Here is a 21,889-nt window from a genome sequence, read left to right as displayed (position 1 = left end):
AATGACAAATCATATTCTGACTGTTGAAAACCTTCGCGCCCGCTTCCAGACTCCGGATGGCGAGGTCGAGGCCGTCAATGACATCAACTTCCATATCGATCCGGGCGAAACGCTGGGTGTTGTGGGCGAGTCCGGATCGGGCAAAACCCAGATTTTCCTTGCCGTGATGGGACTTCTCGCCAAGAACGGCAAAGCAACGGGTACGGTGCGCTACAAGGATAAGGATATTCTCAATATCCCGTCGCGCCAGCTCAACAAAATCCGCGGTGTCACGATGTCGATGATCTTTCAGGATCCAATGACGTCGCTTAACCCGTTCCTCAAAATCTCAAAACAAATGACCGAGGTGCTGGTGGAACATCGCGGCATGTCCGAGGTCGATGCCCTTAAACGTGCGATCAACATGCTAGATCGTGTCGGCATTCCTGGTGCAGCCCAGCGCGTTCACATGTATCCGCATGAATTTTCGGGCGGCATGCGCCAGCGCGTCATGATTGCCATGGCATTGCTGTGCGACCCCGAGGTCCTGATTGCCGATGAACCAACCACCGCCCTTGATGTCACGGTGCAGGCGCAGATCCTTGATCTGCTGCGCGATCTTAAAAAGGATTTTAATACGGCCATTGTCATGATCACCCATGATCTTGGCGTGGTCGCGGGCCTGTGTGACCGGGTGATGGTGATGTATGGCGGGCGGATTGTCGAAACCGGAACGGTGCGCGACATTTTCTATGACAGCCACCATCCCTATACCGAGGGACTTTTGAAATCGATGCCGCGCATCGATACCGCAAGCGAGGAAAACCTGTTTGCCATCCCCGGACAGCCGCCCAATCTGCAAAACCTGCCACAGGGCTGTGCCTATCAGGAACGCTGCGCCTATGTGATGGACCGATGCTGTGTTTCCCGCCCAAGTCTGTTTGGCTTTGACGACGGTCGCGCCAGTGCCTGCTTCCGGGAGGACGGCCAATGAATGCGATCCGTAAAAAGAAAAACGTCCCGATCCTGTCCGTGCGGGACCTCAAGGTTCACTTTTCCCTGCCGGGCAAAGGGTTTTTCGGTCCCGAGCGTAAACTGAAAGCCGTCGACGGGATCAATTTCGACCTGTTTCCCGGCGAGACGCTTGGCATTGTTGGTGAGTCCGGTTGCGGCAAATCGACCCTTGGTCGTGCGATCCTGCAACTGATCCCGCCAACCGACGGGCAGGTCGTGTGGCTGGGCCGCGATATTGTAGGGGCACCACACCGCGAAATGCAGCCGCTTCGCCGTGACCTGCAGATCATTTTTCAGGACCCGCTGGCCAGCCTGAACCCGCGTATGACAATCGGCGAGATCATTGCCGAACCGCTGGTGACCCATAAGCCGGAACTGGGTAAGGACGAAATCAAGGCACGCGTCAAACGCATGATGGCGCGTGTCGGGCTTTTGCCGCAGATGATCAACCGCTATCCGCATGAATTTTCGGGCGGGCAGTGCCAGCGTATCGGCATTGCACGTGCGATGATCCTGGAACCGAAACTGATCATCTGCGACGAGCCGGTTTCAGCCCTTGATGTCTCGATACAGGCTCAGATTGTCAATCTGTTGCAGGAATTGCAGCGCGAATTTGACCTGTCACTGATTTTCATCAGCCACGATCTTTCGATCGTGCGTCATATCTGCCACCGCATATTGGTGCTGTATCTGGGCAATCTGATGGAGCTTGCCGACCGCGACAGCATCTATGCCGCCCCCAAACACCCCTATACCAAGGCGCTGATTTCTGCCGTCCCTATCCCCGACCCGGAAATCGAACGCACCAAGGAGCGCATCGTGCTGACCGGTGATTTGCCCAGCCCGATCAACCCGCCATCGGGTTGCGTGTTCCGTACCAGATGTCCGTTTGCCAAAGATGTCTGTGCAACCGATGTGCCGAGCGTTGACACGATCAACGATCAGCATCAGGTCGCCTGCCATTTCCACGAACGGATGTAGGAGGGCAACCTCCCTTTGCATCACCCAACTTGACCGGGCCGTCTCACGACGGCCCGATTTTTCATGTACTGCGGTCAGTAATCTTCAAGATCAACCATGCTCAGTGTATCAATGATCTTTGTACGGTCCTGACCATCACGTTTGAAATAGACAAGCGCATAGGGGGCGTTGCTTTCAAGCGCCTGCTGCATCACGGTTTCGAAATCCTCGGGCGTGACGATGTCGGTATGGTTGATCCGGGTAATGAAATCACCCTTTGCAAACCCGGCCTGATCCCCTTGCCCCATCTTTTCCATACGATCAACGACAAGGCCCTTTGTCCCGGTGGGCAGATCCAGTTTTTCCCATGCCTTTTCATTGGCCGGAACCAGTTCGAGCCCCATGACTTTCTTACGACCGTCATCCTCGGGGGTTTTGCCAAGAATCTTGTCACGTTCAGCCTGACGGCGGCGGCTTTTGGCCTCGTCCATATCGCCCGGGATCATGGTAAAGCTTTTAAATCCGCCATCGCGCCAGACGGTAACGGTGGTTTCGCCATTTGCCTCCGCCGCCTGCATACGGAAATGCAGCCGCGATGTCACACTTTCACCGTTCACAGCAACGATCACATCCCCGGCCCGAATACCTGCCTGATAAGCCGGCTCATCATCTGGCGCACGATGGATCAGCATCCCTTCGTCACGCTCCATGCCCAAAAGCTTGCCTATACCCGGCTTGACTTCGGAATAGGCAATCCCGAACCAGCCACGTTTGATTTCGCCGTCCTTGACAAGCAGGTCAATGATACCCTGAGCATGTTCGGACGGAATGGAAAACGCCAATCCTTCGTTCCCGCCAGAACGGGTGTAAAGCGCCGAGTTCACACCCACAACCTTGCCATCCATCGACAAAAGCGGACCGCCCGAATTACCCTTGTTCACTGCGGTATCGGTTTGCAGATAGGGGTTATATTCGCCTTTGGACAACTGGCGCTGCTTGCCTGAAATCACCCCGGTCGTCAGGCTTTGATCAAAGCCATAGGGATATCCCAGCGCAAAGACCGGATCGCCAATGCGAATGGCATGTGAATTACCCCATGCTAGCGGTTTGACATCTTCAGGCATTTCAACGCGCAGAACCGCAAGATCAGTCAGAAAGTCCATGCCGACAAGTTCGGCGCGGACACGGCGCCCGTCTTTCAGAACAACGACAAAACGCGCACCATCGCGGACTACATGTTCGTTGGTTACAATCAGGCCGTCATGATTGATTAGAAAACCGGTTCCAGTCGACGCATTGCGCCTCTTTTTCTGCCAGTCGTATTTCGGCTCTTCGCCTTTCTCGTTTTCCTTGTTCTTGTCATCGCGGTCTTGACGGTCGTTATCTTCGTCCCGATCACCACGCTCGTTGGGTGGCAGATAGAAATCCTCTCCGTTTTCCTTTTTCTCGCGTTCCTCGGCGACGATCTCGGCATAACTCTTTTTGATGACATTGATGCGAACAACACCAAGCGAAACAGCGGCATAAACTTCGGCCAGACTTCTATCCGACAGTTCAATGCCTGCCTGTTCCGCCATTGCATGAACAGGAATAAGGCTTGATGTGGCAAGCATCGCGGCAAACAGTGTCGCGGTAAGGGTTCTTTTCATATTATCGATCTCACAAGCAGGTTTGGCCGGGGCCCAAAGCCCCGACAGGATTAACGCGGAATTTTCAGTAGGTGTAGGTCAGTCCGAGCCACACTGTCCGGCCCTTGCGGTACGGGGTCGATGACGACAGCGTATGGGCACCGCCACGGTTCAGAACATTTTCGATAGATGCATTCAGGGTCAAAACACCCTTTTCCCGTCGGATCACGTCGTAATCGAGCGTCATATCCAGATCGAAGCGCGCCTTTTCCTCACCATCCTCATAAACATCGTATGTCGTGCCATCGATGGTGGTGTTTGATCCGCTGTCGGTGATCGTCGTATAGTCCATCGTGTAGCGCCCGGTCAGGCCGGTTCGCAGACGGTCATCATCGAAGCTTGAAAACAGACTGATGTTAAAGAAGATCGGTTCGTCCAGATTACCGGTCAGAACATCAAGGTCCATACTCGGAATGATCTGGCCGTTATAAACGACACTCTCGGTTTCATCGCTGGTGACGTAATAGCTGTTGTTTGATGTACGGCGTTCCGAATACTGACCATTGACGTTGAACACATGTCGACCGCCAAACGGACCTGAACCGATTTCGCGGCTCCATTCCGCGGAATAGGATGTGTAATGGCTCGAACCTTCATTCGACAGATTGTATTCGGTCGAACCGCTATCTGTACTTGACCGTGAAAACTGATCCCGCCCCTTTCGTTCCAGCCATTTCAATCGGGTCATCCCCCCCAGAAAAGGCAACGGGAATGAAATGGATGCAGTTTGTTCATCGGAAAACGGCGTACTCAGACCCGAACCGGCGAACGAACGCTTTATCCCGGATGACGAGGCTGCCCAGTCATCATAGAAAATAGATGAACCCGGAGTGGTGGTGGTATCAGCAGTCCGCGTTTCACTGATGGTCGCCGGGGTTGCATCCTGAAAGGCGTAACTCAGCATGTTTGCCGCATAGTAGCGGTTCCATCCTGCATTAAAGCTGATATCCCAGTCCGTGTAGTAGGTCGCGTTGAAGCGCGGAGCCAGATTGGTATTGCCAAGATATGTGTCGTGTTCAAGCCGTGCACCCGGCCTGAATTCCAGCTCGCCGAAAGGAACATGATCAAAAAGCAGCGTATATTCATTATAAAGGGCTGTACTTACGAAACTGACGCTTCCTTCGAACGCCTGATATTTTGTCCGACGCCGGTTCGCCTGATCACCATCATCACAGAATATGTCATCGGCACTCGCGCAAACCACGTTGGTGCCAGTAGTTCGGGTAGTTGCATAATACGCATCGGCAGAACGCTCTCGTGTTCCGCTCAGACGATGGATATCCGCACCGAGCAGAAAGTTCGTTCCAAAAATATCGCCGGTAAGGTCGGCGGTATAACCGACATCTTGCTGGGTCTGGGACAGGTCTCCGTACCAGCCGGTCACACATGTACTGGCATCACACAGATCGGCATATTGTGACCCGGCCACAGTCGTACTGATCTGTCGGCGTACATTGCTTTCGGAATCACGTGCATTTTCTGATGAATTGAAGGACAGCTTCGTATCGAGAAACAGATTGGAAACCCCGTAGCCATCATATTCAAACGGCTTTTCGAGCCCGACATAGGTGGTTAGGCCAGTGCCAATGATATCCATCCTGCTGTCATAGTTTTCCGATGCTTCCCATTCCTGGGCATAGGGCGCGTAAACGATCTGGGTCGTAATCGCGGCCCCCGTATCACTTTCGTAACGCAGTTTGCCAAGCACGTTGTCGGCTTCAGTGCTGGTCGTGACCTGGCGACCATAATAGTCATCGCCAGCAGTCTTGGTCGTCTCGGCGGTACGCCGACCGGCAGAAACCAACATGCCCCAATTATCATTGATCGGTGTGCTGGCAGACGCTGAATAGAACCATTTTTCATAAATCGGCTCTTTGGCAGCAGCATCAGGAGTCTCTTCGGATTTCAGATGATAATCGTTCCAGTTCGAGCCGCCGCGTTTGATACTTGCCCCGAATGTCGGTTCATTTGACGGATTCTTGACCTTGTAATTGACGACCCCGCCCTGGAACCCGCCGTATTTCGCTGACACATTACTGTCGATGATTTCGGCCTGCTCAAGAATATTTGAGTCCACATAGACAGTCTGTGGATGCAAGCCATGGAGGGTGTCTGCGTTGATCGTATTGTCATCATCTTCTGGCATGTTTGAGTCGTTGTAATTCGACTCAGTTCCGCCAAAGGAATTGATCCCGACCCCATCAAGCATGAAGTTGTTCTGATCGACCCCAGCCCCGGATATGCTGATATTTTGTGGACGCAAGTCCTGTTCGGCAGTTGCGGTTGCCCCTTCTTCACCGCGCTGCCCTGCGATCACATACTGGACATTCGGATTGGCGCGAAAAATCTTGTTCGGGTCACTGTCACCTTGGACCACGGCACCAATCATATCCTCGCCATAGACCGTTGATCCACTTGCGGCACCGGTTCCTAGCTGAAAGGTCGGTGTACGGTTGGCACTGACCGAAATCGGGGCTGTAACAATTTCTGCATCCAGCGACTGGTTAGACAATTTCGGGGAAATCACCAAAACCCCGTCGGCAACGGCAAAGGTAACGCCCGTACCTTCCAGCATCCGCAGCAAGGCATTTTCAATGCTGAAATCACCAATCACCGCCTGACCGTTCATCGCAAGGTTGGTACCATCCTGCACCGAAAACGGAATACCGGCCTGCTGTGATAGTTGTTCCAGCGCACGCATTAGCGGCAAGGACGGAATATCAAAACGGTATGAGGGAGAGGCTCGTGGTGGAACCCGTGCGTCATTGATAACCGGGTTCTCCTGCGCATGCAGCAAATTCGACGGCGTCACTGCTAGCAAGGCAGAAGACGCAACAGCACAGAACAACAAATCTTTCCATGCCCGGCAACGCCCGGCTTCACTCGTACTGTGGGCGGTATTCTGTTGTCCGGTAGTCTTCATTCGGCACGACCTAATGCAAGTTATTGCGTATCACTCGCATTTAAGGACGTGGCCATGAACAGAAACCGGACATTTTTTTAATGTTTTTATTCAAAGGGGATTTGAACGGGGAATTCGCCTGAAAATGTCGACCAATTGCTGTACGCGCCAGATGTGAAATGCGGCATCAGCGCGCCAGCAGATAATGATCAAACGGCAATTCAATAATTCTTGTGCCGGTGGTTCGGGAAATCAGGTCCAGCGATGCCTTGGCATCGGCAACATTGAACCGACCGCGTATTTCCAGATCGGCAAGACCGGGATCAAGCCAGATTTCCGTTCCGCTCTGGCGGCTTATGGCATGGGCGACATCGGACAGTTTCGCCGGTGAAAATACCCGCCATCCGTCCAGAATTTGCGTAATATTTTCACCGTCAAAGTCACGCCGTCTTACATCTCCATTCCCCGAAACGGTGACGCCATCACCCGCATGCAGGGTAACCTCGCGGGCTGGCGGGGATTGTTTTTGCACCACCCGGACCGTTCCTTCGGCAACACCAACCTCGCTGGTTTCAGCATCGCCAATCACAACAAAGCGGGTCCCGACAACCACCACACGGCTTTGGGGCGTTGTCACCACAAGCTCCCGGTCCTTGTTCGGTGCGGCAGAAATCACGACCGCCCCCTGATCAAGGACAATATTTCGTTCCTGTTTGGAAAACTCCCAATATAGCCGGGTGCCCCGCGCGAGCTGCAATTCGCTGCCATCGGGCAAAATCTGGCTGACGTGGGTGGTGTTTGCCGCGATATAACCGGGATGATCAGAATGGTCCGCCGGGCGCAGTGTCAGCACGGCAACAAGGATTGCAGCACATAGGGCAACCCCGCCCCAAAATGCCCTTCGAGCAAGTGGCATCCCCGCCGTCACTGGGCGCAGTAACCTGCGCGTGGGGGGGGATATTTTCAACACGCCTGATGCCATATATGTCCGGGTAGTCGATTCTGGACCAGCGTCAAATTTCCGCAAAATATCGTCGAAATCACGGTCATCAAGAAAAGCCCGGACCGAGCGGGCCGCCTGCTCATGAGCCGTGCTTTGACCGCACCATTTCTGAAACGCTTCATGCGTTTCCGTCCCGGCGATGTCCACACCGTCACGGGCAAGCCACTCCATTGCCTGATCGACAAGACGACCCTGCAAATCGTCCTTTGCGGCTGTCTCCGGATTCTGGCCGGTATAATGGGTGCCGGTCATGGGCATGGCCTAGTCATAGTGTTTCATCAGATCACGACATGTCGTCATCGCACGATAAAGATGTTTTTCGATCGCGGCCTTCGATAATCCGGTCACAGCAGAAATCTCGTCATGGGTCTTACCATGCAACTTACGCAAGATGAAGACTTCTCTGGATCGCGTTGGTAGGGATGCAATGGCCTGCTCAAACGCTTGCAGGCGCTGCCGGTGATAAATCACACTGTCGGCGGGCGGGCGGTCTTCTGCCGCCCATTCCAACGGATCATGACCTGATTTCAGCTCGACAATATGGCCGGCATTGCGTCGCCTCTGATGATCGCGGATCAAATTGAGAACCACGGTCCGAAGGAATGCCGGCGGATCGTTGATCGGTTCTTCCCGGTCCTTGATCCCGGCAATCCTTACGAAGGCATCCTGCACGATATCCTTTGCCTCGTCCGGATTTCCCAGCTTGCGAATGGCCAGGCGCAGTAAAGACGCGCGTTCCTTTTCAAAGGCGCGAACAAGATTTACCGATATCTGCCGGGACGCGAAAAAGGTCATGAAAACAAACAGGAAGGTGAATTCGTTCCCGCTGACATACACCAGTCGCGCACAATTGCAAATAGTTATTAATAACTTTTACTAAGCACCACTGCAGCCAGAACGATACCAGCTCAAATCAGTCCGAGCGGGATCAGCTATTTGGCGTCATGAAAAATGATGCCAAGCGTATGCCGTGACCCGGCGCGCAGGCTGGAAACACCGTGGCGCATATTCACCCGGTACGTTCCGCGCGTGCCCGCCACAGGGCGATGGTGGACAGGGAAAATTACGGCATCGCCTTGCATCAGCGGCACGACCTCGGCGCGGGATTGCATACGCGGGCGCTGTTCGGTCAGAACAAATTCGCCGCCTTCAAAGTCCGTTTCCGGGTCGCTTAGAAGGATCGCGACCTGCAAAGGAAACACGCAATCGCCGTAAACATCCTGATGCAGGCAATTATAATCCCCTACCCCATAACGCAGCAAAAGGGGCGTCGGGCGGGTTTGCCCTGCTTCATGGCATTGGGCAACAAACCGGGCGTGATCGCCGGGAAAGTGCCGATCCAGTCTCATCGCCCGGTTCCAGCGGTTGGCAATTTCGGCCAATGGCGGATAAAGCGATTGCCGCAAACCCACGATCATATCGGGCAAGGGATAGGCGAAATATTTGTATTCGCCGCGCCCGAACCCGTGCCGGGCCATATGGATGTGGCTGCGAAAAGTTTCCGGCTCGTCATAACGCGCGATCAATGCCCGGCATGTATCCGGATCAATCAGGTGTTCAAGGATCGCACAGCCATGGGCATCAAGTTCGCGGGCATGCTTTTCCCAATCAAGCGATCCGATCCCGTCACGGGTCATCTTGTTCATTGCCCGGCCTCCCTGCTTTCGAGGTCCAGCAGGGTTTTCTTGCGCTCCACCCCCCAACGATATCCCGAAAGATCGCCATCCTTGCGCACCACCCGGTGGCAGGGAATGGCAACCGCGATGCTGTTGGCGGCACAGGCCTGCGCAACGGCGCGGGTAGCACGCGGCGACCCGATCTTTTCGGCGATTTCGGCGTAGCTTGCCTTTGTCCCGGCCGGAATTTCCGAAAGCGCCTGCCAGACGCGTTGCTGAAAGGCCGTACCACGAATATCAAGCGGCAGGTCGAGGCCAAGCTGCGGGGCTTCGACCTGCCCGATGATCTGGGCCATCCAGTCCTCGAACGCCGGGTCGCCGCCGATTAGCTCCGCTTTGGGGAAGGCATCCTGCAACTGGCGCACGAGCGCATCGGGGTCATCGCCCAGAAGGATCGTGCAAATCCCCTTGGCGCTTGCCGCGCCAAGGATTGCGCCAAGCGCACATTGCCCCACCGCAAACCGGATTTTCTCGCCCTTGCCCCCCGCGCGATAGCTGCTTGGCGTCATGCCCAGCATCTTGTGTGCGCGTTCATAAAACCGGCTGTTGGAATTATATCCCGCGTCATAGATCGCCTCGGTCACGGTATTGCTGCTGCGTAGTTCCTCGCGCACGCGACCGGCCCGGTGGGCGCCAGCATAGGCCTTTGGCGTTACACCGGCAACCGCTTTAAACACCCGGTGAAAGTGAAACCGGCTCATCCCGGCTTGTGTGGCCAGATCATCAAGGCTTGGCATTTCTTCGGCATTACGGATGATTTCGCATGCCGTTTCCACGACATCCGCATTGCGTTCGGCAATCGATGCGGTGTTCGGACGGCACCGTTTGCACGGGCGGAACCCTGCCTGTTCGGCATCATCGCAACTGGCATGAAACGCGACATTTTCCCGGCGCGCCAGACGTGCACCACAGGATGGTCGGCAATAAACCCCGGTGGTTACGACCGAATAGTAAAACTGTCCATCAGCTTTGCCATCGCGATTTGCCACGGCCTGCCACTTGTCCTCGTCACTGATCCAGCGGATCGCCTTGCTCAATTTCGTCTCCGTCAACATGGAATGGCTCCTTTATCAGAACATAAGGATGCCAGATGCATCCGTTTGACCGGCATTCTGATCGTCCATCCCGTGGGCCGCACTCCGTTCCTTGCTTTCAAATTCGCTACCTACGAAAAACCGTCAATTCCGCGAATTCAATGCCAATAACCGGAGTGCCCGTCCGCCCTGTCCGAACTAGCGTCTCACCATCGGGCCATCATCACCACGATGGTCATCCTATCATGACACAGGAGATGGAAACATGTTCACACTGGACGGTAAAACCGCAATCATCACCGGGGCCAGTTCCGGCATCGGCCGCGCCATAGCCGAACTTTTTGCCCGGCAGGGTGCCAAGCTTGTGCTGAATGCCAGACGTGCTGAATTGCTCGATGATATCATGGCCGATATCCATGATGCCGGTGGTACGGCCATTTCAGTGCCGGGCTGTCTTACGGGCGAAGATGTATCAAGGCAACTGGTCGAGGCCGCCCTTGATCATTTCGGAAAACTTGATATCGCGGTCAATAATGCCGGGATGGTCGGGGAGTCTGTTTCGATCCCCGATATGGCAACCGACGACTGGCATGAAATGATCGAAACCAACCTGACATCGGCATTTTTCGGGGCGAAATATCAATTGCCTGCGATGCTTGCCAATGGCTCGGGATCAATGATCCTGACATCAAGCTTTGTCGGCTATTCGGTCGGTATGCCCGGAATGGGAGCCTATGCCGCCAGCAAAGCGGGTATGATTGGATTGATGAAATCGCTGGCAGCCGAATACGGACCACAGGGCATTCGGGTCAATGCGCTTTTGCCCGGCGGAACAGATACCCCGGCCAGCATCACCAACAAACCCGGTGCCGGGCCGGAGGTCGAGCAGTTCGTCAACAGCCTGCATGCATTGAAACGTATGGCAAAACCGTCCGAAATGGCACAGGCTGCCCTGTTTCTGGCGTCCGATGCGGCAAGCTTTGTGACGGGCGTGCCGTTCCTTGCCGATGGCGGGGTTTCAATCAACCGGACCTGATGACGGGACGAGCCGGATGCATCGTGTCCGGTCCGTTTTCAGTTGCGCAAAAACTGCGTGATATCAACTTCGTCGCACTGTCCGGGTTGCAGGTATTTACGTCCGTATTCGATGTAAACGCCCGACGACAGAAGCAATTCGAACAGATCATTGTCGATCTGCTCCTTGTCGCGCATGTCAGCTAGGATCGCGATGCATTCCGATAACATTTTGGGCCGTTTATAGGGACGGTCAACCGCGGTCAGGGCCTCGAATATATCGGCGATCACCATCACCTTTTCGAGGATGCCCATATCTTCGCCCAGCATACCGTTGGGATAGCCCGAACCATCCATCTTTTCATGATGGTTGCCTGCAATTGCGGGAATACGCTGCAATTCCTTGGGATAAGGCAATTGCGCCAGCATTTCCTGCGTCACCACAACATGGTCATTGATAACCTTTCGTTCCTCGGAGGTCAGGGTGCCGCGCGGAACCGAAAGGTTATAAAGCTCACCCCGGTTAAAGCCGAGATATGCGTGATCTGCACGATCATCAAGAAGCTTTTCAACACCGGGCTGGCTGAATTGCGCAAGATCGTCTTCGGTCAGGCGCTGATTTTCCGCCCATGAAAGCCCGATGGTGCGATCAAAATAGCGCACCCATTCCTGCCCGCCGATGTCATGCAGGGTAAAGACCGCATCGCTATCAAGCTCGTCATCGCCAATGTTGCTGTGCGCAACCATCGAAAACTGACTTTCAAGTTCGGCGATCCGGGCACTGAAATCATCATCGCAAACTTGGGCATCCTCGCCCGCGAGCTTGCGCTTGAGCATCTCGATTTCCGCATCGCGCCTAAGGACTTCGAACCGGGTGCGGATTTCGTGAATGCGGTTATGGATGGTTTCAAGTTTGGTGGCCTTTTCGACAACATGATCGGGCGTTGTGATCTTGCCGCAGTCATGAAGCCACGCAGCAAGGTCAAGCTCGTACCATTCCATATCGGTCAGATAGAAATTGGAAAAAGTGCCCTGCTTTTCATCGACGGCCGCCTTGGCCAGCATGCGGGCAATGATCGGAACCTTTTCGCAATGATAGGCGGTATGGGGGGATTTGGCGTCAATCGCCTGCCCCAGCACGCGTACGAAACTTTCCATCAGATCGCGCTGCGCCATCAAAAGGCGGCTGTTTTCAAGTGCCACCGCCGCCTGGCTTGCCAGTGCATTGATGATCGGTTCGATCAACGGGTCAAAGGCAATCACTTCGCCCGAATCGTCGCGCGCATTAATCAGCTGCAACACGCCGATCACAGTGCCGCGCGTATTTTTAAGCGGTACGGTCAGGAAGGATTTAGACCGATAACCGGTTTTGGCATCAAAGGCGCGCGTGCCGGAAAAATCGAACCCATCGGCGAAATACGCATCCTCGATATTGATCGCTTCACCGCTTAGCGCGACATAGGTTGCAATGTTTTTGTGATTGGGATTGCCATCCGCATCATAAAGCGGCAGGGGTGGAAACGGCTTCTCGTGTTCGCGGCCCGATACGAAAAACGTATCAAGCGTATCGTTCATCAGAATGCGAAACTGAAGTTCCGTTTCATCCTTATTGACCAGATACAATGACCCGCCATCGGCATTGGTAAACTGCCGGGCTGCCATCAGGATTTTCTGATGAAGCTCCTCCCGACCCTGTTCTGCCGACAGGGCAATACCAAGATCCACCAGCTGCGCAAGATAACGCGCATCGGTGTCGACGCCTCGGGCTGTGCGGGTCGGAGGATTTTTCAAATCATCCCCGATACGGGTCATAAATACGTGCCATTATCTGTGTCCACTCACGATCAGAACGGTTTGCCCGCGCTGGTTCTGGAATGTTCGTTTTACGAACTATATCCATCAGGAGATTGAGATAATCTTAGCAGATGGCAAGTTCCGCACAGGTAAAAAGCGGTAATAAAGCTGTTATGCCCCCAAACAGGGTCTGCGATAGTAATGCGTTTGGCGCATGTTAAACCATTGATGAAAGATCAAAACTGCCAATAGGCAGGAACCCAGGCATAGCCGACATCCGTCTTGAGCATTCGGCCAAGGCCCGGGAACGGATAATGGAAGCCGAGAACAAGAAGCCGGTCAGTTGCCGCCATGTCAAAGATGCGCCGGCGAGAGGCAAGAGCCGTTTCCTTGTCACGATCCGGCCCCGGCAGCCATGATCGGTCGACATTAACGATCGGATGATAAGCAAGGTCGGCAGTAAGCAGGAGCTGGTCGTTCCCTGATTGAACAAGGAAGTTCGCCATACCAGGCGTATGGCCCAATGCCGGAAGCGTGATCAGACCGGGTATAATCTCTTCTCCGGGTTCATACAATTCGATCCCGTTCGCAACCGGTTCGACGCTCCGCTTGATGGCCGCGGAGAAATTACGACGGAAATCCTCGGGCACCGGCATGTAGGAAAGATCCGGATCGTTGACGACAAAGAAATCCCAATCAGCACGAGGCGCAAAAACGGTCGCGCGTGGAAATGCCTTACGACCATCAGCTGTCCGAAGATTTCCGACATGATCCGGGTGCGTGTGGGAAACAACCACAATGTCGATATCCTCGGGCCTCAAACCGATTGCCGCCAAGTTATCAAACAGACGACCGCCCTGCGGTCCCATCGTCTGCCCGGCACCCGCCTCAAGCAGTATCCGTCTGCCATTCGTTTCGATAAGAAGCGTATTGAGATTAAGTGTCAGGCGATCAGTCGGTAAAAAGGCTTGCCTGAGAACTTCCTCCAATTCTGCCTCCGGCGAGTTACTGGCGTAAATCCGGGGCGGACCACCGATCAGCCCGTCGCTCAACACGGTTGCAGATATGTCATCTCCGACACGAAACCGGTAATGGCCAACATTTCCGCCCGCATTCCCGTTTTGGAGCGGGGACGACGCGCCGGAAGCAGCCTGGGCAAAGGCTATACCGCCGGTTGGCAGGATCAATCCAGCTGCTGCCGATGCGGCTGTCAGCATGATCTTTCTGCGATTCAATGTAATTCCGCTCATACTCATCATCCTGTCCAAATTGTGATTGCAGGTGTCGTATTTGATTGCAGCGTCGTCCGGCACGGCGTCTGTAGGCGATGCCTTTTCTAGGGATGACACAGATCGAGCGCACAGATAAGCTAACAAAAATGGATCAGCTTATTAAGTAAGGCTTCGCAATGAAACCGCTACGCCTTGACAGTCTGGAGATATTTGAGGACGTCGTGCGATGTGGAGGCTTCAGAGCCGCCGCGCTTGGCAGGGGCGTATCATCCTCTGCCATCAGCCAATCAATCAGTGTGCTTGAGGAAGCGCTTGGCATCCGGCTGCTGAACCGAACGACACGCAGCGTTGCGCCTACCGAAGCAGGCGAGCGGCTTCTTGAGCGACTTGGCCCTGCCCTTCACGACATCAGAACAGCAATCGACGATCTCAATCAGCTTCGGGAACACCCATCCGGTACTGTGCGGATCAATGCGCCGGGTCCGGCCGCCGACCATGTTCTGTGCCCTCTGGCCTTTGAATTCATGGAAATTTACCCCGAGATCAATGTTGAAATCGTCAGCGAGGCTGCAATCATCGATATTGTCGAGCATGGTTTCGACGCCGGTGTGCGTTTCGGACATCAACTTGCCCAGGACATGATCGCAATCCCGCTGGGTCCCGCCTTACAATATGCAATTGTGGCTTCCCCCGATTATCTGCGCAGGAGGGGTCGCCCCGGTTCACCGGATGATCTTCTGACGCATGACTGTATTCGCCGTCGTTTTCCCGGCGGAACCATGGTGACGTGGAAATTCGCGAACAACGGGAATGAGGTCGAAATCACCCCGAAAGGCCGGTTGACGCTGAGTTCCGCGCATCAAGAGCGTCAGGCAGCCCTTGCAGGATCGGGCATCGCTCATCTGTTTGACGATTATGTTCGCAACGATGTCAAACAGGGCAGACTTGTCGAATTGCTTGTCGATTGGAAGAAAAAGCTGCCGAGTTGGTATCTGTATTATCCGAACCGGCGCCATACGAGTGCGGCCATGCGTGTCTTTCTTGAATACATTCGCAATCGGAAATGGCCTGCAATCGGCGAATAATGTCCGGCAGGAAAATCCGGAAACGCCGCGCAACGGCCCCAAAAACACCGGCAAAGATGCCTCTGAACGCAAACAGCCTACGATGCAGGGTTGCCAATCGCAGCGATATGGACTATCCGACGCGTTGAAAGCGTGCCGGAACCAGCATCGCACTTCGCTGATCACGCAATCTGGTCATGACCCGGCACCCAACCATCCTGCCCGGAGGCGACTGCATGATCCCCCGTTATTCCCGTCCGCAGATGACATCAATCTGGGAACCGGCGAACAAATTCCGTATCTGGTTTGAAATCGAGGCACACGCTGCCGACAAACTGGCCGAGCTGGGCGTCATTCCGGCTGCCTCTGCCAAACTGGTCTGGGAAAAAGGCAACAAGCCTTATACCCAGGATCGTATTGACCGCATCGATGCTGTCGAAGCCGAAGTCAAACACGACGTGATCGCCTTCCTGACGGAACTGGCAGAACAGGTCGGTGAAGAAGCCCGTTTCGTTCATCAGGGCATGACCAGCTCCGACGTTCTCGATACCTGCTTTAACGTTCAGCTTGTTCAGGCAACCGACATCCTGCTTGAAGACATGGACAAGCTTCTGGCCGCGCTGAAAAAACGCGCCTATGAAACCAAGGACATCGCCTGCATGGGGCGTTCGCACGGCATCCACGCAGAGCCGGTAACCTTTGGCCTGAAACTGGCAACCTTCTATGCCGAGTTTAAACGCAACCGCGACCGTCTGGTGGTCGCCCGCGAAGAGATCGCGACCTGTGCGATTTCCGGGGCTGTCGGCACATTCGCCAATATCGACCCGCAGGTCGAAGAACATGTTGCCGCCAAGCTTGGCCTGAAACCCGAACCGGTTTCGACCCAGGTCATTCCGCGTGACCGTCATGCCGCCTATTTCGCTGCCCTTGGCGTTATCGCATCCTCCATCGAGCATCTGGCAACCGAAATCCGCCATCTGCAGCGCACCGAAGTCCGCGAAGTTGAAGAATTCTTCTCCAAGGGGCAGAAGGGTTCGTCGGCAATGCCGCACAAACGCAACCCGGTTCTGACTGAAAACCTGACCGGGCTTGCGCGTCTTGTCCGTTCGATGGCGATCCCGGCAATGGAAAACGTTGCCCTTTGGCATGAACGTGATATTTCGCATTCATCGGTCGAACGCAATATCGGCCCGGATGCGACCGTAACTCTCGACTTCGCGCTGATGCGTCTGACCAATGTGGTTGAAAACCTTGTCGTCTATCCGGAACGGATGGACGAAATCCTTAATCAGATGGGTGGTCTGGTCTTCTCGCAGCGCGTGCTGCTAACCCTGACGCAGCATGGCGTTTCGCGCGAAGATTCGTATCGCATCGTTCAGCGTAACGCGATGAAAGTCTGGAACCGCGAAGGCGATCTGCTGTCGCTTCTGAAAACCGACGCAGACGTTACCGCGAAGATCCCGATGGAAACGCTCGAAAGTCTGTTTGACCTTGGTTACCATACCAAGCATGTCGACACGATTTTCGCCCGTGTGTTTGCTGACTGACGGTAACACTGCACACTAAAATCAAAGCCCCGGTCAATTGGCCGGGGCTTTTCTGTTTACGTATTTTGCAACAGGGAAAGTTCCTGCGCCTCGCCCAGCAGCCAGTCACGAAACAGCTTTACCTGACCGCGCAGTTCCCGGTTTTTCGGATGCACCAGATAATATCCCAATGGAACAACCTGAACCTGTTCGGGAAACAGATGGATCAGCTTGCCTTCCATCACGTCCTCCTCCGCCAGTAACGGGTTGGCCATCACAACCCCCTGCCCGTGGATCGCGGCCTCGATCGCCATAGATGTCTGATCGATTTCAATGCGCTTGATTGCGGCAATCTCGCCCGGGTTCATCCCTGCAAACTGGCCCAACCATTCTTCCCACCAGTCATGCAGAATGTCGTTTAACAAAGTCGCACGTACCAGATCGGCGGGGCGCTCAAACCCCATCCGGTCACGATAGGCAGGCGAACAGAAGGCCGCCGCCTGCCCGCGATAGATCAGGACGGATTCAAGCTTTTCATCATTCCCGTCAAAATACCGCACGGCGATGTCGACCGGATCGCGATCAAAATCCGTGAATTGTACTGACGAACCCACGTGAAGTGACGTTGACGGATAATCGATCAAAAACCGCGCCATGCGTTTGGAAAACCATTTCGCGGCGAAGCTTGGCGGCATGACCACACGCACCATATGTTCGCGCTGCCCGCGCAAATGCTGGCTGGCATCGATAATCTGCTGCAGGGCGGGTGATATGCGCGCGGCATATTCAAGCCCGTCGGCGGTTGGTTTGACCTGCCGGACCGAACGGGCGAACAGTTCCACACCCAGCCAATCTTCAAGCTTTCTGATCTGCTGTCCGACGGCACCGGGTGTTACGTTCAGTTCTTCCGCTGCACGAGAAAAACTATTCAGTCGAATGGATGCCTCGAATGCACGCAAGGAATTCAGGGGTGGATATGAACTCATGATGCAGATTTTCTATTCCATGATCCAGATAACATGATTTGTACGCCATTCCGGCCAGACCTACAATCACGGCATCACCCCCACGAAAGTTCCGGCCATGAAGAACAACGCATACCTCGTCTTTGGCTTTCTTGCCCTGTGCTGGGGCATGACCTTTTTGTTCAACAAAACGGCAAGCAGCCTGATATCGCCGATGCAGGTGGTAACGGTACGTGTGATCATGGGCTTTCTACCGGTTCTGGCATTTGCAATGGCGCGCAAGGTGCTGGATTGGCAGCATCTGCGTTATGTGCACCATTTCATTGTTATGTCTCTTCTCGCGACCACCGTTTATTACCTCGCCTTTGCCAAGGGCATCGCCCTTCTGCCATCCAGCGTTGCCGGAATGCTAAGCGGCGTGATCCCGATGTTTTCCTTTATCGCCGCGGCCATTTTCCTGCGCAGCGAACCGGTCAATATCCGTTCAATCAGCGGATTGCTGTTTGGCTTTGCCGGTGTCCTGATTATCGCAAAGCCATGGGAAAGTGGCACGTCGGGCATCGATCTGATGGGTGTGGTTTACGTCGCCATTGGATCGGGCTGTGTCGGGCTTTCGTTCGTCTATGTCCGCAAATTCCTAAGCCCCCTTGGCATTTCACCAATTGCACTTTGCACCTATCAGCTTGGCCTTTCTGCTGTAACGCTTCTGCTGATTTGCGACTTTTCCGGCATGAATGCGATCTTCACCAACTGGAAAATTGCCACCGGGCTATTCATCGGCCTTGGCATGTTTGGCACCGGCATTGCCTATATGTGCTATTACTTTCTGATCGGGAAACTGGGCGCGGTCAAAACCGCCGGGGTCACCTATATCCCGCCGGTCATTGGCCTTCTGACCGGAAGCCTGATTTTGGGCGAACCGGTTTCCGCAACTGATATCGTTGCGACCGCCATGATCCTGTCGGGTGTTTTCATCATCCAGTCGGGCAGAACGCCGCCATCATCGACAAATACAACATCATCGAATGTCCGGGCACACAACCTGCCCGAACGTGCCTGAGACTCTCCGTCTCAAGGACTGCACCCCCGTGCTGATCGCGGGGGTGCTTTTTTATGGGATTATTTTGCCGATGCGGCTTTGATAAAGGCCGTGATCAGCGGATGATTTTCACCGCGCAGGGCGGATCGTTCCGGCTGAAAGGCTGTGCCGATAAAGAAACGATGATTGTGCAATTCCACCGAACGGGGATCGCCATCTGCATCCCATGCCCCAATCTGCAATGCCTGCCCTGCTAGCAGCCCCGCATAATCACGATTAAACCCATAACTGCACCGATAGGTTTCAATCAGATGACCCGATCCGCAATGAGCACGGATCAAACTTCCCGCAGCCAGCTCAATCTCGCCATCCTGATCAATCAGCGCACAGGCCAGCGGCGCAATCAGCGGCAATTCCGCATCCGGATCAATTTCGGCATTCGCAGCATTGGCATGTCCCAGAACATTGCGTGCATATTCCAGAACCGCATGCTGATAACCGCCGCATGTGCCAAGAAACGCGATATCGTTCTCGCGCACAAACCGGATCGCGGCAAGCGCACCTTCAAGACTTTCATACGGACTTGCCGGAACACACCACATCCCGTCATAGCCAGACAGTATCGGTGCAGCCCCATCATCAAAACGCGGTGTTGCGATCCAGTCATATTCGGCAGAAATGCCGATTTCGCCAGCCGCGATTTCAATGGCCTTGGGGATGGCCTGATGGGCGGTAACGGCGGGGTTGAAATCCCCGACAAGGGCGATACGGATGGTCATTTCAGTTCCTCGTTTCAGGTGACATTACGAGGGGAGCAACCCGAACCGCCAAAGAAAAACGGCCCGTGAAAACACGAGCCGGGTTTCGAGCGTTAAACAGCGCTGCCTTTGACCAACATACTACAACGTTCCAGTACGCGCCATATCTTCCAGTGCGATTTTTACCGCCTGCGCCCGGTTTGACACATGCAGTTTGCGGTAAATGTTTTTCAAGTGATATTTCACCGTGATTTCGCGCAGATCAAGGTGACGCGCAATGTCCTTGTTCGGACGCCCTTCGGCCAGAAGCGCCAGAACTTCGCGTTCGCGTGGGGTCAGGCGGCTGAAATCACCTTCATTGCCAAAACCGCCAGCCATGCGCGGTTCGCCGTCACTACCACCGCCAAAGCCATCACCCATATCGTTCAGGATTGAGGACGGCAGATATTTCTCGCCCGCCAGAACCAGCTGAATGGCATTGGCAAGTGCCTGCCCGCGCAATGTTTTGGGGATAAAGCCCTGTGCGCCATTCTCAATGGCATGGCGCACATCTTCGCTACGATAGGCCCCCGAAAGCAAAACAACCGAAGTTGTTTTCGCTGCTTTTTCAAGAGTGCGTTTAAGCCCCTCAAGCCCGTTCATACCGGGCATCCGCAAATCCAAAAGCACCAGATCGAAATCGTTCTGTGCCTCGATATGCTCCAGTGCCGGGTCAAGCGCGCCCGCCTCGACCACTTCACAACCTTCGAAATATTGCTGGAACAGCAGTGATAATGCTTCACGAACCAGATCGTGATCGTCTGCCAACAGGATACGCAAAGCCTTTGCCCTTCTCTACCTGACCCACAACCATGCCCGAAAATTAACAAGCAAAACAACGCGTGGCTGCAACCAGAAATCTTTCTTGATCCGGGAACAGAATACGAAACCGGCTAATGGTTTGCAAATCCGAACTTTTTCTTATTTCTGCAAAGCAACTATTCCTCGAGCAGCTCGGCACGTGCAAGCGGGCGCAATTCTTCGAGTTTGCGGTTTACCTCGCTGACCGTCATATCGATATTATGCCGTCCGAAATCGGCCAGAAGCACGGATATGATACCGTTTTCCTGCGGATTGCTGACAACATCGCCGACGATTTTGGCCGCATAGGAACGACTTTCCGCCTCGCTCATTCCCATTTTATCGCCCGCCCAGGTCGCCAGCATTTTGTAAAGATGGGCTTCGATCCGGAAATTCTGTTCCAGATCAAAGCTGTATTTCGCCTCGAAACCGCGTTCACGATCCGTGAAATTGGACATGTTTTGGCTCCTCCATCCGGTTTGTTTTTGATCGGGACGTTTTCCCTCGTCCTTTATCTATGGACTCTATCACACCATGTCACCGGCCCGCCCCGATACTTTTGAATTTGACAAATGCCGATCCATGTCGCTTTGATCTGGGTCATGTGTACAGTTATCATTCTGCGCCGCCCCGACCATGAATGGCCGGTGATTATCGGCGCCAATCGCGACGAAATGAACAACCGCCCGTGGAAGGCCCCGGCCCGCCATTGGGAGGACCGCCCTGATGTTATCGCCGGAATGGATGAAACCGCCGGCGGCACGTGGCTTGGCATCAACGAGGATGGCGTGGTGGCCGCCGTGCTTAATCGCTATGGCACGCTGGGCCCGGCCGATGACAAACGATCGCGCGGTGAATTGCCGCTCGAAGCGCTTGATCATGCCGACGCCATTGACGCAGCCCAGGCACTGGCCGAGCTTGACGGCACTGCATATCGCCCGTTCAACATGGTGATTGCCGATAATCGGGACGCCTATTGGCTGGCCAATCGCGGCGAAGGCAAAATCGAAATCACCGACATCCCCGAGGGATTGTCGATGATCACCGCCCATGATCTGAATGACAAAGCCAACAGCGAACGAACCAAACGCAACCTTCCGCGTTTCATCAGCGCCCCGCCACCCAACCCCGAAGCCGATGACTGGTTTGCATGGCAGGCCCTTCTGGCTGATACCGGCATGATGGAACCTGATCCGGCACATCATGACATTCGTGCCGATGCCATGCTGGTGCGCAGCAATATCGGCTTCGAGACGATCTGTTCGTCCCTGATCGGGCTTCCCGCCATTCCGACTCAGAAAAACGAACTGCCGCGCCGCCCGGTCTGGCTGTTTGCCAACGGCCAGCCCGACAACGTCCCCTTTCTCCCGGTCGAGATTTAGGCAGCCTGCCGGTTTCACC

Annotated in this window: 18 protein-coding genes; 7 read left to right on the top strand and 11 right to left on the bottom strand. The window is 54.6% G+C overall.

The features are described 5' to 3' along the window. The first annotated feature begins 1 nt into the window (after position 1). Entirely contained in the window at positions 2-973 is a 972-nt protein-coding gene (locus AUP42_RS20020) for an ABC transporter ATP-binding protein (RefSeq protein WP_062953356.1), read from the top strand. After that, on the top strand, positions 970-1,974 hold the full coding sequence (locus AUP42_RS20015; protein WP_062953355.1) for an ABC transporter ATP-binding protein: 1,005 nt from the start codon (positions 970-972) through the stop codon (positions 1,972-1,974). The genes AUP42_RS20020 and AUP42_RS20015 overlap by 4 nt, the downstream gene beginning before the upstream one ends. Positions 1,975-2,048: 74 nt before the next feature. Here the strand turns inward: AUP42_RS20015 and AUP42_RS20010 are convergent, their stop codons facing one another. The 5 genes from AUP42_RS20010 to ada form a co-directional block, all read right to left on the bottom strand. Beyond that, the gene (locus AUP42_RS20010; RefSeq protein WP_062953354.1) at positions 2,049-3,602 is read right to left on the bottom strand and encodes a S1C family serine protease; all 1,554 of its coding nucleotides are present in this window, start codon (positions 3,600-3,602) and stop codon (positions 2,049-2,051) included. Positions 3,603-6,730: 3,128 nt separating this feature from the next. Next, positions 6,731-7,798 (bottom strand): FecR family protein, encoded by a 1,068-nt coding sequence (locus AUP42_RS20000; RefSeq protein WP_062953352.1) that lies wholly within the window; start codon positions 7,796-7,798, stop codon positions 6,731-6,733. Between the two features lie 9 nt (positions 7,799-7,807). After that, entirely contained in the window at positions 7,808-8,383 is a 576-nt protein-coding gene (locus AUP42_RS19995) for an RNA polymerase sigma factor (protein WP_082824864.1), read from the bottom strand. 95 nt (positions 8,384-8,478) lie between these two features. Next, positions 8,479-9,192 (bottom strand): 2OG-Fe(II) oxygenase, encoded by a 714-nt coding sequence (locus AUP42_RS19990; protein ID WP_062953351.1) that lies wholly within the window; start codon positions 9,190-9,192, stop codon positions 8,479-8,481. Beyond that, positions 9,189-10,259, bottom strand: a complete 1,071-nt coding sequence (ada, locus tag AUP42_RS19985; RefSeq protein ID WP_419865695.1) for a bifunctional DNA-binding transcriptional regulator/O6-methylguanine-DNA methyltransferase Ada — start codon at positions 10,257-10,259, stop codon at positions 9,189-9,191. Before ada ends, AUP42_RS19990 begins: the two co-directional genes overlap by 4 nt. 262 nt (positions 10,260-10,521) lie before the next feature. Here ada and AUP42_RS19980 point away from each other — a divergent pair, with 262 nt between their 5' ends. Continuing rightward, positions 10,522-11,292, top strand: a complete 771-nt coding sequence (locus AUP42_RS19980; protein WP_062953349.1) for an SDR family oxidoreductase — start codon at positions 10,522-10,524, stop codon at positions 11,290-11,292. A 38-nt stretch (positions 11,293-11,330) separates the two neighbouring features. Here AUP42_RS19980 and AUP42_RS19975 read toward each other — a convergent pair whose 3' ends face one another. Continuing rightward, a complete protein-coding gene (locus AUP42_RS19975; protein WP_062953348.1) occupies positions 11,331-13,082 on the bottom strand; it encodes a GAF and HD-GYP domain-containing protein in 1,752 nt (583 codons plus the stop codon). A gap of 218 nt (positions 13,083-13,300) precedes the next feature. Beyond that, positions 13,301-14,440 carry an MBL fold metallo-hydrolase gene (locus AUP42_RS19970; RefSeq protein ID WP_231858363.1) on the bottom strand — a complete coding sequence of 380 codons (1,140 nt, stop codon included), beginning with the start codon at positions 14,438-14,440 and terminating at the stop codon, positions 13,301-13,303. Between the two features lie 32 nt (positions 14,441-14,472). Here AUP42_RS19970 and AUP42_RS19965 point away from each other — a divergent pair, with 32 nt between their 5' ends. Together AUP42_RS19965 and purB are read left to right on the top strand one after the other, a co-directional pair. Beyond that, positions 14,473-15,381 carry a LysR family transcriptional regulator gene (locus AUP42_RS19965; RefSeq protein WP_062953347.1) on the top strand — a complete coding sequence of 303 codons (909 nt, stop codon included), beginning with the start codon at positions 14,473-14,475 and terminating at the stop codon, positions 15,379-15,381. A gap of 215 nt (positions 15,382-15,596) precedes the next feature. Next, positions 15,597-16,907: an adenylosuccinate lyase gene (gene purB, locus AUP42_RS19960; RefSeq protein ID WP_062953346.1), complete on the top strand. Its 1,311-nt coding sequence runs from the start codon at positions 15,597-15,599 to the stop codon at positions 16,905-16,907. A 56-nt stretch (positions 16,908-16,963) separates the two neighbouring features. Here purB and AUP42_RS19955 read toward each other — a convergent pair whose 3' ends face one another. Then, positions 16,964-17,872 carry a LysR substrate-binding domain-containing protein gene (locus AUP42_RS19955; RefSeq protein WP_062953345.1) on the bottom strand — a complete coding sequence of 303 codons (909 nt, stop codon included), beginning with the start codon at positions 17,870-17,872 and terminating at the stop codon, positions 16,964-16,966. 97 nt (positions 17,873-17,969) lie between these two features. Here AUP42_RS19955 and AUP42_RS19950 point away from each other — a divergent pair, with 97 nt between their 5' ends. Further along, the gene (locus tag AUP42_RS19950) at positions 17,970-18,911 is read left to right on the top strand and encodes a DMT family transporter (RefSeq protein WP_062953344.1); all 942 of its coding nucleotides are present in this window, start codon (positions 17,970-17,972) and stop codon (positions 18,909-18,911) included. Between the two features lie 59 nt (positions 18,912-18,970). Here AUP42_RS19950 and AUP42_RS19945 read toward each other — a convergent pair whose 3' ends face one another. From AUP42_RS19945 to AUP42_RS19935, 3 genes are all read right to left on the bottom strand, one after another. Next, a complete protein-coding gene (locus AUP42_RS19945) occupies positions 18,971-19,669 on the bottom strand; it encodes a glutamine amidotransferase-related protein (RefSeq protein ID WP_062953343.1) in 699 nt (232 codons plus the stop codon). A gap of 120 nt (positions 19,670-19,789) precedes the next feature. Beyond that, the gene (locus AUP42_RS19940) at positions 19,790-20,467 is read right to left on the bottom strand and encodes a response regulator (protein WP_062953342.1); all 678 of its coding nucleotides are present in this window, start codon (positions 20,465-20,467) and stop codon (positions 19,790-19,792) included. A 158-nt stretch (positions 20,468-20,625) separates the two neighbouring features. Beyond that, positions 20,626-20,946, bottom strand: coding sequence for a DUF1476 domain-containing protein (locus AUP42_RS19935; RefSeq protein WP_062953341.1), 321 nt, complete (start codon positions 20,944-20,946; stop codon positions 20,626-20,628). Between the two features lie 144 nt (positions 20,947-21,090). Here AUP42_RS19935 and AUP42_RS19930 point away from each other — a divergent pair, with 144 nt between their 5' ends. Continuing rightward, the gene (locus AUP42_RS19930; protein WP_062953442.1) at positions 21,091-21,870 is read left to right on the top strand and encodes an NRDE family protein; all 780 of its coding nucleotides are present in this window, start codon (positions 21,091-21,093) and stop codon (positions 21,868-21,870) included. The last annotated feature ends 19 nt before the right edge of the window (positions 21,871-21,889 follow it).

It is taken from the genome of Thalassospira lucentensis (assembly GCF_001613805.1).
In the GTDB taxonomy this organism is placed as follows: Bacteria; Pseudomonadota; Alphaproteobacteria; order Rhodospirillales; family Thalassospiraceae; genus Thalassospira; species Thalassospira lucentensis_A.
Note: the sequence above shows the minus strand (reverse complement) of the source record. Positions and strands in the feature narration are given on the sequence as shown.

Excerpts from the sequence above, each read along its gene's own strand:
- AUP42_RS20020 (WP_062953356.1), top strand. The coding sequence starts at position 2 with ATGACAAATCATATTCTGACTGTTGAAAACCTTCGCGCCCGCTTCCAG.
- AUP42_RS20015 (WP_062953355.1), top strand. The coding sequence starts at position 970 with ATGAATGCGATCCGTAAAAAGAAAAACGTCCCGATCCTGTCCGTGCGG.
- AUP42_RS20010 (WP_062953354.1), bottom strand. The coding sequence starts at position 3,602 with ATGAAAAGAACCCTTACCGCGACACTGTTTGCCGCGATGCTTGCCACA.
- AUP42_RS20000 (WP_062953352.1), bottom strand. The coding sequence starts at position 7,798 with ATGACCGGCACCCATTATACCGGCCAGAATCCGGAGACAGCCGCAAAG.
- AUP42_RS19990 (WP_062953351.1), bottom strand. The coding sequence starts at position 9,192 with ATGAACAAGATGACCCGTGACGGGATCGGATCGCTTGATTGGGAAAAG.
- AUP42_RS19980 (WP_062953349.1), top strand. The coding sequence starts at position 10,522 with ATGTTCACACTGGACGGTAAAACCGCAATCATCACCGGGGCCAGTTCC.
- AUP42_RS19975 (WP_062953348.1), bottom strand. The coding sequence starts at position 13,082 with ATGACCCGTATCGGGGATGATTTGAAAAATCCTCCGACCCGCACAGCC.
- AUP42_RS19965 (WP_062953347.1), top strand. The coding sequence starts at position 14,473 with ATGAAACCGCTACGCCTTGACAGTCTGGAGATATTTGAGGACGTCGTG.
- purB (WP_062953346.1), top strand. The coding sequence starts at position 15,597 with ATGATCCCCCGTTATTCCCGTCCGCAGATGACATCAATCTGGGAACCG.
- AUP42_RS19955 (WP_062953345.1), bottom strand. The coding sequence starts at position 17,872 with ATGAGTTCATATCCACCCCTGAATTCCTTGCGTGCATTCGAGGCATCC.
- AUP42_RS19950 (WP_062953344.1), top strand. The coding sequence starts at position 17,970 with ATGAAGAACAACGCATACCTCGTCTTTGGCTTTCTTGCCCTGTGCTGG.
- AUP42_RS19945 (WP_062953343.1), bottom strand. The coding sequence starts at position 19,669 with ATGACCATCCGTATCGCCCTTGTCGGGGATTTCAACCCCGCCGTTACC.
- AUP42_RS19935 (WP_062953341.1), bottom strand. The coding sequence starts at position 20,946 with ATGTCCAATTTCACGGATCGTGAACGCGGTTTCGAGGCGAAATACAGC.
- AUP42_RS19930 (WP_062953442.1), top strand. The coding sequence starts at position 21,091 with ATGTGTACAGTTATCATTCTGCGCCGCCCCGACCATGAATGGCCGGTG.